At 69.5% G+C, this 7,182-nt stretch carries 6 protein-coding genes; all 6 read left to right on the forward strand.

Translation table 11 applies throughout. The annotated features are described in order from the left end of the window. Positions 1–59 precede the first annotated feature (59 nt). Complete coding sequence (gene carB / locus DN771_RS25860; protein WP_117000470.1) at positions 60–3,401, forward strand: carbamoyl-phosphate synthase large subunit; 3,342 nt, start codon at positions 60–62, stop codon at positions 3,399–3,401. Between the two features lie 28 nt (positions 3,402–3,429). Next, positions 3,430–4,359, forward strand: coding sequence for a dihydroorotate dehydrogenase (locus DN771_RS25865; RefSeq protein WP_227462483.1), 930 nt, complete (start codon positions 3,430–3,432; stop codon positions 4,357–4,359). Positions 4,360–4,438: 79 nt separating this feature from the next. Further along, on the forward strand, positions 4,439–4,747 hold the full coding sequence (gene mihF / locus DN771_RS25870) for an integration host factor, actinobacterial type (RefSeq protein ID WP_117000461.1): 309 nt from the start codon (positions 4,439–4,441) through the stop codon (positions 4,745–4,747). After that, entirely contained in the window at positions 4,744–5,310 is a 567-nt protein-coding gene (gene gmk, locus DN771_RS25875; protein ID WP_117000462.1) for a guanylate kinase, read from the forward strand. Before mihF ends, gmk begins: the two co-directional genes overlap by 4 nt. Positions 5,311–5,376: 66 nt before the next feature. Continuing rightward, positions 5,377–5,694, forward strand: coding sequence for a DNA-directed RNA polymerase subunit omega (gene rpoZ / locus DN771_RS25880; RefSeq protein WP_205528782.1), 318 nt, complete (start codon positions 5,377–5,379; stop codon positions 5,692–5,694). A 65-nt stretch (positions 5,695–5,759) separates the two neighbouring features. After that, complete coding sequence (metK, locus tag DN771_RS25885; RefSeq protein ID WP_117000463.1) at positions 5,760–6,953, forward strand: methionine adenosyltransferase; 1,194 nt, start codon at positions 5,760–5,762, stop codon at positions 6,951–6,953. Positions 6,954–7,182 lie beyond the last annotated feature (229 nt).

A 7,182-nucleotide genomic window follows, 5' to 3' on the forward strand; every position in this document is an offset into this window, starting at 1 on the left:
CGGTCGTCGCGGTGGGTAAATACCCTCCCGTCGGCCGGCTCGTGTGGGGGGAGCGTCTGATGCCGAGGCGCGACGATCTGCACACGATCCTCGTGATCGGCTCGGGGCCGATCGTGATCGGTCAGGCCTGCGAGTTCGACTACTCGGGCACGCAGGCCTGCCGCGTGCTCCGCGAGGAGGGCTACCGCGTGGTCCTCGCCAACTCGAACCCGGCGACGATCATGACCGACCCGGACTTCGCCGACCGGACCTACATCGAGCCGCTCACGCCCGACGTCCTCGCCCTCATCATCGAGCGCGAGCAGCCCGATGCCGTGCTGCCCACGCTCGGCGGTCAGACCGGCCTCAACATCGCCATGGAGCTCCACCGACGCGGCCTGATCGGCGTGGCCGGCACGCCCGAGATGATCGGCGCCAACGCCACGGCCATCGAGACCGCCGAGAACCGTGAGCGCTTCAAGCAGGCGATGATCGAGATCGGTCTCGACGTGCCCCGGTCGGGAACCGCCCACACGCTCGACGAAGCGATGCGAGTTGTCGAAGAGATTCGTCTGCCCGTCATCATCCGGCCCGCCTACATCCTCGGGGGCCGCGGCACCGGGATCGCATCGACTCCCGACGAGTTCCGCCGCCTCGCCACCGCCGGCCTCGCCGCCAGCCCGATCAGCGAGATCCTCATCGAGGAGTCGATCGCCGGCTGGAAGGAGTTCGAGCTCGAGGTGATGCGCGACCGCGCCGACAACTGCGTCATCATCTGCTCGATCGAGAACTTCGACCCGATGGGCGTACACACCGGCGACTCGATCACGGTGGCGCCGGCCCAGACGCTCAGCGACGTCGAGTACCAGCGCATGCGCGACGACGCCTTCGCCTGCATCAGGCGGGTCGGCGTCGAGACGGGGGGGTCGAACGTGCAGTTCGCCCTCGACCCGGCCACGGGGCGCCAGGTGGTCATCGAGATGAATCCGCGCGTCTCTCGCTCGTCCGCGCTGGCGTCGAAGGCGACCGGCTTCCCGATCGCCAAGATGGCGGCCAAACTCGCCGTCGGCTACACGCTCGACGAGATCCAGAACGACATCACCAAGGTCACGCCGGCCTCGTTCGAGCCGGTCATCGACTACGTGGTCACGAAGGTCCCGCGCTGGGCCTTCGAGAAGCTGCCCGGCACCTCGGGCGTGCTCGGCACGCAGATGCAGTCGGTCGGAGAGGTGATGGCGATCGGCCGCACGTTCCCCGAGAGCCTGCAGAAGGCCCTTCGCTCGCTCGAGCACGGGCGCTTCGGCCTCGGCGCCGACCCGGCCGAGGCCGGGCTCGACGGCGTCACCACCGATGAACTACTGGCGCGCATCGGTGTCCCGACACCAGACCGCATCTTCCAGATCGGCGAGCTGTTGCGGCGAGGCGTCGACGTCGACGATCTCCACGACGTCTGCCGGATCGACGAGTGGTTCCTCGACCAGATGCTGGCCATCGTCGAGCAGCGCCACGAGATCGAGGCTGCCGGAACGGGCGACGACGCCCTGGCCTCGTTCGGCAAGAGCGACTGGCGACGCATCAAGCAGCTCGGCTTCTCCGACACGCAGGTGGCCCACCTCCTCGGCGTCGGCGCTCACGATGTGGCCGCCGCACGGAGCGGCCACGGCATCGTCCCGACGTACAAGACGGTCGACACCTGCGCCGCCGAGTTCGCCGCCGAGACGCCGTACCACTACTCCACGTGGGAAGACGAGAGCGAAGTCCGCGACAGCGACCGGCCACGCGTCGTCATCCTCGGTTCGGGTCCCAACCGCATCGGGCAGGGCATCGAGTTCGACTACTGCTGTGTGCACGCGAGTTTCGCCCTGCGCGACGCCGGCTACGAGACCGTCATGGTCAACTGCAACCCCGAGACCGTGTCCACCGACTACGACACGTCGGACCGCCTGTACTTCGAGCCGTTGACGGCCGAGGACGTGCACAACGTGATCGCCGCCGAGACGGCGGCGGCTGGGGGAGTGGCACCGAAGGTGATCGTCGCCCTCGGCGGTCAGACGCCCCTCAAGCTGGCGTCCGAGCTCGACCCCACCCTGGTGGCGGGGACCTCGGCGGCGTCGATCGACGCCGCCGAGGACCGCGAGAAGTGGAACGCGATCTGCGACGAGCTGAACATCCCGCAGCCGCCCGGCGGCACGGCTGTCGATCTCGAGGGCGCGCTGGCCGTCGTCGACGAGGTCGGGTTCCCGGTGCTCGTGCGCCCGAGCTACGTGCTCGGCGGCCGGGCGATGCGCATCGTCCACGACGCGACACAGCTCGCCGAGGCGCTGCAGGCCATCTGGGGCGATCTCGGCTCGCTGAACCGGGAAGGCGGCCTGTCGGCGCAGCGGCCTGTACTGATCGACCGCTTCCTGGGCAACGCCGTCGAGGTGGACGTCGACGCCGTTCGTGACCACACCGGCGAGGTGCTCATCGGCGGAGTGATGGAGCACGTCGAGGAGGCCGGCGTGCACTCGGGCGACTCCGCCTGCGCCATCCCGCCGCCCACGCTGGCGCCGTGGGTCGTGGAGGTCATCGAGGCCTACACGGCGGCGATCGCCAATCGTCTCGACGTCCGCGGGCTGCTCAACGTGCAGTACGCCGTGGCCGGCACCACGGTCTACGTGATCGAGGCCAACCCGCGCGCCAGCCGGACGGTCCCGTTCGTCGCCAAGGCCACCGGTGTGCCGCTCGCCAAGGTGGCCACCCGGGTGATGCTGGGAGCCACGCTGGCGGAGCTGCGCGACGAGGGCCTGCTGCGGTCGTCGGTGCTCAGCGGGGCGACGGTGGCTGTGAAGGAGGCGGTGCTCCCGTTCTCGCGCTTTCCCGAGGTCGACCCCGCGCTCGGGCCCGAGATGCGTTCCACGGGTGAGGTGATGGGCATCGACGTGACCTTCGGGCGGGCGTTCCACAAGGCCGAGCTGGCGTCGGGGACCGACCTCGAGCCCGAGGGCACGGTGTTCCTGTCGCTTGCCGACGGGGACAAGCCGGCGGGCCTCGTGGTGGCCAAGCGCCTGCGCGAGCTGGGAATGGGCATCGTGGCCACCGAGGGCACCGCCCGTTACCTGGCCAACTTCGACCTCCCCGTCGACTCCGTCGTCGCCAAGGTTCACGAACTGCGCGACGATGCCGACGCGGCCCCGGCTGCCGACGACACGCCCGAAACGGCGGTCGATCTGATCTCGTCGGGCAAGGTGACGCTCGTCGTCAACACGCCCCAGGGCCGGGGCGGCCGCACCGACGGCGAGCAGATCCGCAAGGCGTCGGTGTTGCACGGGGTGGCGTGCGTGACCACGATCAGCGCCGCCCTCGTCGTCGTCCAAGGCCTCACCGAGCAGCGCGGCCACCCGCTCAACGTCCGTTCGCTGCAGGAGCTGCACGCCGGGTGAACGCCGATCCGCCGTCGCGTTACGGTTGGTGCCTGGCACCAACCGTAACGGCCACAAGATGAACGCCGGGCCGGTGACGATCGGGTCGGTGGCCCTGGCCAACCCGGTGATGACCGCATCGGGCACTGCGGGCTACAGCACCGAACTGGCCGGGGCGTTCGACCTCGCCGAGCTCGGCGCCGTGGTCGTCAAGTCGTTGGCCGCGTTCGAGTGGGCCGGCAATCCCGCGCCGCGCCTGCGTCCCACCCCCAAGGGGATGCTCAACGCCGTCGGGCTGCAGGGCCCGGGCGTCGCCGCCTGGCTCGAGCACGGACTGCCGGAGCTGCTGGCCGCCGGCGCCACGGTCGTCGCCAGCATCTGGGGGCGCACGGTCGACGAGTACCGCGACGCCGCTCGCCAACTGTCTGCCGCCCCCGAAGGTGTGGTCGCCGTCGAGGTCAACCTCTCCTGCCCGAACCTCCACTCGGACGGTCACGGCCACGGCGGCGACGTGCGCACCAGCATGTTCGCCCACCACGCCGACCGGGCCGCCGAGGTGATCGCCGCCGTCGTGGACGTGGCCGGGCGTCCGTGCTGGGCGAAGCTCAGCCCCAACACCGACAGGATCGTCGCCGTCGCTGGCGCCGTTCGCGACGCCGGGGCCGAGGCCGTGACGTGTGTGAACACGCTCCTCGGACTCGCGTACGACGAGTGCACGGGAGCGCCGGCGTTGGGCGCCGGGGGCGGCGGGCTGTCGGGTCCGGCCATCCACCCGATCGCCGTGCGGGCGGTCAATGACGTCGCCACGGCTCACCCTGGGCTCCCGGTCGTCGGTGTCGGTGGCGTCGCCACGGCGTGGGATGCCACCGAGTTCCTCCTCGCTGGAGCCGTCGCCGTACAGGTCGGCACGGCCACGTTCGCCGACCCCAAGGCGCCCCTGAAGGTGCTCCGCGGCCTGCGCGCGCGGCCGTTGGCCTGACTTGTCCCGGCGGGCCCGACCGACTGACCAGGCCCGATATCCCCGGAGTGGCCCAAGTGCCGCGCTAGCGTTGACCGCCATGGCTACACCTCCGTCACTCAGCCCAGAGCAGCGGGCTGCCGCCCTCGAAAAGGCGAAGGAGGCACGCGCTGCGCGTGCTGAAGTCAAGGCCCGTCTCAAGATGGGTTCCCTGTCGCTGGCCGACGCCCTCGGTTCCGACGACACCAACATCGGCAAGCTCAAGGTCGTGTCGCTGCTCGAGTCACTGCCCGGAGTCGGCAAGGTCAAGGCCCGCAAGGTGATGGAAGACATCGGCATCGCCGACAACCGTCGCGTTCAGGGTCTCGGCGCTCAGCAGCGGTCGGCGCTGCTGTCGGCTCTCGGGTGACAGACGGTTCTCACTCCCGACCGATCACCGTCGTCATCTCCGGACCTGGAGGTGTCGGGAAGAGCACCATCGCTGACCGCCTCGTCAGCCGCGATCAGCGGCTCTGGCTGTCGCGCTCATGGACCACTCGGGAACGCCGCGACGGCGAGCCCGAGGGTGCCTACGTGTTCGTCGATCGCGACGCGTTCCAGCAGCGCATCGACGCGGGCGGCTTTCTCGAGTGGACCGAGTTCCTCGGCAACCTCTACGGCACACCGACGCCCGAACCGGTCGCGGGGAGCGACGTCGTCGTGCTCGAGATCGAGGTCGACGGCGCCCAGCAGGTGAAGGCGCAGCACCCGGAGGCGATCCTCGTGTTCGTGCTGCCACCCACCCGGACCGAGCAGGAACGCCGCCTGCGCGAGCGCGGCGACCACGAGTCGAAGGTGATCCAGCGGCTGCGCAAGGCGGAGTCGGAAGAGCCGGTGGGACTCAAGCTCGCCGACCACGTGCTCGTCAACGACGACCTCGACGAGACGGTGAACGACCTGCTGCGCATCATCGACCGCGCCCGTGCCCGGTAGCAGCAATTCGGTACGACGGCACAGGTAAACTCTCGCGTCCGTCTTTTGCAGGAGAACCCCACACGCATGGAACGCTCGCACGACACGATGATCAACCCGCCCATCGAGGAACTCCTCGACCGGGTGGGTTCGAAGTTCGGGCTCGTCACACTCGCGGCCCGGCGGGCGCGCAACATCAACGCCTACTTCAACCAGCTCGGCGAGGGACTCGGACACATGGTCCCCCCGCAGGTGTCGTCGGTGTCGCGCAAGCCGCTCAGCATCGGGTTCGAGGAGATCGCCGCGGACAAGATCGTCTGGACGGAGCCGGCCGAGGTGCCTGAAGTCGCCGAGGACGCCGCCGACGGCGAGGCTGATGCCTCCGCCGGCGACGAGACCGCCTGATCCATCCCCGTAGTTCCCGAGGGCGTCAGCGCTCACTCGGCCCCGCAGCGAAAGCGAGCACTTCCATGTCCCGTTGGACGTTCACATCTGAAAGCGTCACCGAGGGTCACCCCGACAAGATGGCCGACCAGGTCAGCGACTCCGTCCTCGACGCCATCCTGGCCGAGGACCCCAACGGTCGAGTGGCCTGTGAGACGCTGCTGACGACCGGCCTCTGCGTCGTCGCCGGTGAGATCACCACGTCGGCCTACGTCGACATCCCCAAGCTCGCCCGCGAGACCATCAAGTCGATCGGCTACGACGACGCGATGTACGGCTTCGACGGCAACACCTGCGGTGTGATCGTGTCCATCGACGAGCAGTCGCCGAACATCGGCCAGGGCGTCGACACGTCTGAAGAGCTCCGTGGCGGCACCGCCGGCGAGGACCAGATCAACGCCCAGGGCGCCGGCGACCAGGGCATGATGTTCGGGTACGCCTGCAACGAGACTGACGACCTGATGCCGTTGCCGATCTGGACGGCCCATCGGCTCGCCGAGCGCCTGTCCGCCGTGCGCAAGTCCGGCCAGGTGCCCTATCTGCGTCCCGACGGCAAGACCCAGGTGACGTTCGAGTACGAGGACGGCGTCCCGGTGGCGCTCAAGACCGTGCTGATCTCCACCCAGCACCAAGAGGGCATCGACCGCGACACCGTCATCCGGCCCGACCTCATCGAGCAGGTCATCCGCCCGATCATCCCCGAGCGGTACGCCGACGACGACTACGACGTCTACGTCAACCCGACCGGCACGTTCGTGCTCGGCGGCCCGCACGCCGACTGCGGCCTCACCGGCCGCAAGATCATCGTCGACACGTACGGCGGCATGGGCCGTCACGGCGGCGGTGCGTTCAGCGGCAAGGACCCGAGCAAGGTGGACCGCTCGGCCGCCTACGCCGCGCGCTGGGTGGCCAAGCACGTGGTGGCCTCCGGCGTCGCCTCCCGCTGCGAGGTGCAGGTGGCCTACGCCATCGGCGTCGCCCACCCCATGAGCATCCTCGTCGAGACGTTCGGCACCCACACGGTGCCCGAGGACCAGATCGTCCAGGCCGTTCGCGACGTGTTCGACCTGCGCCCCGGCGCGATCGTCCGCGACCTCGACCTCAAGCGGCCCATCTACCGCGACACCGCCGCCTACGGTCACTTCGGGCGCTCGCTGCCGAACTTCACCTGGGAGCAGACGAGCAAGCTCGACGAGTTCAAGAAGGCCGTCGGCGCGTAGTCGTCCTCGGCTCGCTTCGGTCGCTGCGCTCCCTCGCTCGCCTGCGGCGAGTTTGTTTGGAGCGGCTTCGCCGCACCCAATTGCAGCGGCGGGGCGAGCAAGCTCGCCTGATCCGCCGAGGCGAGGGGGCTACCGCCCCCTCCCGCACCCCCGACGGAGTCGGATCGTTGATCGGGGGGCGACCGGATCTCAGTCCGCGTGGGTCTGCTTGCCAGGTCCGCCGAGGCGA

It is taken from the genome of Desertimonas flava (assembly GCF_003426815.1).
In the GTDB taxonomy this organism is placed as follows: domain Bacteria; phylum Actinomycetota; class Acidimicrobiia; order Acidimicrobiales; family Ilumatobacteraceae; genus Desertimonas; species Desertimonas flava.